The following is a 2,049-nucleotide window of genomic DNA, read 5'->3' on the forward strand; positions in this document are numbered from 1 at the left end:
TTGAGACTTACAGGACGTTGTCGGCGGAATGGTCCACCAGGTTGGCCGCGTATAAAAGCGGCATGGGGCAGGCGTCGCAGAGGGGATAGGCGGAAAAGTTCAAATGCCGGTGGGCCCGACGGAGGGCTCTCCAGCGGGGCGAGCGCCAGAGCTCCCGGAGCGGCGTCGCGGAAGCGTCGCCCATCCCCAGTTCGCCGTTCAGGTCCAGGCAACAGGTGGTCACCGTGCCGTCGGCCAGAATCACCATCTTGCTCCAGGTGTCCGGACAGGGGCGCCGCTCCCGCGTCTTGTACTCGTAGGTTTTGAGCCCCTCGATGCCCGCGTACTCGGTGACGCGGGTGAAGTTGAGCCGGTCCACCTTCCCCTCCCAGAAGGCCCGGAAGGCGTCCACCTCGTGCTCGTTGATATTAGAGACGGCGTACTGCATGACCGTGGTGGGGCGGGGCTGATGATTGAAAGCCAGTTCGAGGAAGCGGAGGATGTTGGCCCGCACCCGCTCCAAATCGCCCCCCCGCCGCACTTCGCTAAAAACTTCCGGGGTGACGCCATCCACGGAGAAGATGATGGTTTTCAGCCCCTCATCGAGGAGCTTCCGGCTGCGCTCCTCGGAGAGGACCAGGGCGTTGGTGTTGATGATGGGGTCCACGCCGTGCTCGCCGGCGTACACCACCATCTCTTCCAGGCGCGGGTGGCAAAGCGGATCTCCGAAGAGGAAGAGTTTGGCGACGCGAATACCCCTGCCGGCCAGCTGGCGCACGACGCTCCGGTAGAGCCCATCATCCATCAGGGTCAGCCGGCGGGTGAGCCGGTCCCGGGGGCACATCACGCAGTCGAGGTTGCAGGTGTTGTTTATCTCGACGTGGACATAGAAGGGGCGGGGGTACGCACCGGTCAGTTTCAGCGACAGGAAGTCGCGTAGGCTGGCGAAGCGGGTGCAGAGGGAGGCGGTTATGCGTTTGGGCATCGGATGGGGGGTGAGGTGGTCAACGTCGGTCTACATTCAGCGGGGTCGGTGCCGGAGCGATGAGAGGCGAATCGAAAAAGGCTCAGTCCTTGGCGGTCGCTCCCGAATGGCCTGAACCGTTCCCCGCGGAACAGGGTCCAGCATCATGCTGGTGCGAGAGGCGGGACTTGAACCCGCACGGCCGAAGCCACTGGAACCTAAATCCAGCGCGTATGCCAGTTCCGCCACTCTCGCTCATCGGATGGCGGGGGATGACCCCCCGCCAGTAAAAAGTACCTTTTAATAAAAAATGTACCTTGCCGTCACGGGGGGACGGTTCACTCGCTGGCCCACTCGTCGAGGAAGCGGGCGATGAGCTCACGCTCGTCCATCTCTATCTGCTTCTGCTCCTCGACGCTGACCCGCTTGAGGTTGTCGCTCTTGATATCGGCGATGACCGACTGGTGCTGATCCATCAGGAGATCCTTGAACTGGATCAGGGCCTCGTCGGAGTCCACGGCGCCGAGCCACTCGGTCTTCCGGCGATAGACGATGCCTCCGGCCACGAAAACCAGGGTGACGATGTACGGGGAATCAACGTCGCCGCGGGTCTCCGACTGGACGTGATACACCTCGCCTTCGATCTCGACATTGTCGTTGTAGCCCGGCAGGAGCATGACGCTCTCCAGGGTAATCCCCGTCCCGTCTCAATTATACCCGATACGGCTTCGATAGACGAGGAAAATGGGGGCGGGCTCAGCTTAGAGGGTCGAAGGGCTCGTCGGAGGGGGGGAGCCCGGCGGTCCAAAGGCCCCGCGCTTCAAGCTCCCGGGCGAGGCCGACGAGCAGTTCGTCGCAGCCCGCGCCGCTGACGGCCGAAATGGGGAAGACCGGCAATCCGACGGCTTCCCGCAGCCGTTGCACATTGACGGCCGCGTCGGGCAGGTCAATTTTATTGGCGACGACCAGGGCGACCTTCTCCGCCAGCTCGGGGCTGTGCACGTTCAATTCACCGAGCACGACGGTGAAATCCCCGACGGGGTCGCGCCCCTCGGAGCCCGCGGCGTCCACCACAACGGCCACCATGCGTGTCCGCTCGATGTGGC

General features: G+C 63.5%; 3 protein-coding genes and 1 tRNA gene. All 4 read right to left on the reverse strand.

Going from position 1 to position 2,049, the window contains the following annotated elements; genetic code table 11:
- Nucleotides 1-7: 7 nt before the first annotated feature.
- The gene (locus NTW26_11650; GenBank protein ID MCX7022901.1) at nt 8-964 is read right to left on the reverse strand and encodes a radical SAM protein; all 957 of its coding nucleotides are present in this window, start codon (nt 962-964) and stop codon (nt 8-10) included.
- Between the two features lie 149 nt (nt 965-1,113).
- Nucleotides 1,114-1,198: transfer RNA gene (locus NTW26_11655), tRNA-Leu, on the reverse strand.
- Between the two features lie 83 nt (nt 1,199-1,281).
- Nucleotides 1,282-1,620, reverse strand: coding sequence for a hypothetical protein (locus NTW26_11660; GenBank protein ID MCX7022902.1), 339 nt, complete (start codon nt 1,618-1,620; stop codon nt 1,282-1,284).
- A 79-nt stretch (nt 1,621-1,699) separates the two neighbouring features.
- Nucleotides 1,700-2,049: GTPase ObgE (locus NTW26_11665; protein MCX7022903.1), on the reverse strand; the 350-nt coding region annotated here is incomplete at its 5' end.

The organism is bacterium, assembly GCA_026398675.1.
Classification (GTDB): domain Bacteria; phylum RBG-13-66-14; class RBG-13-66-14; order RBG-13-66-14; family RBG-13-66-14; genus RBG-13-66-14.

Coding starts and splice junctions, on each gene's coding strand:
- NTW26_11650 (MCX7022901.1), bottom strand. CDS start 964: ATGCCCAAACGCATAACCGCCTCCCTCTGCACCCGCTTCGCCAGCCTA.
- NTW26_11660 (MCX7022902.1), bottom strand. CDS start 1,620: ATGCTCCTGCCGGGCTACAACGACAATGTCGAGATCGAAGGCGAGGTG.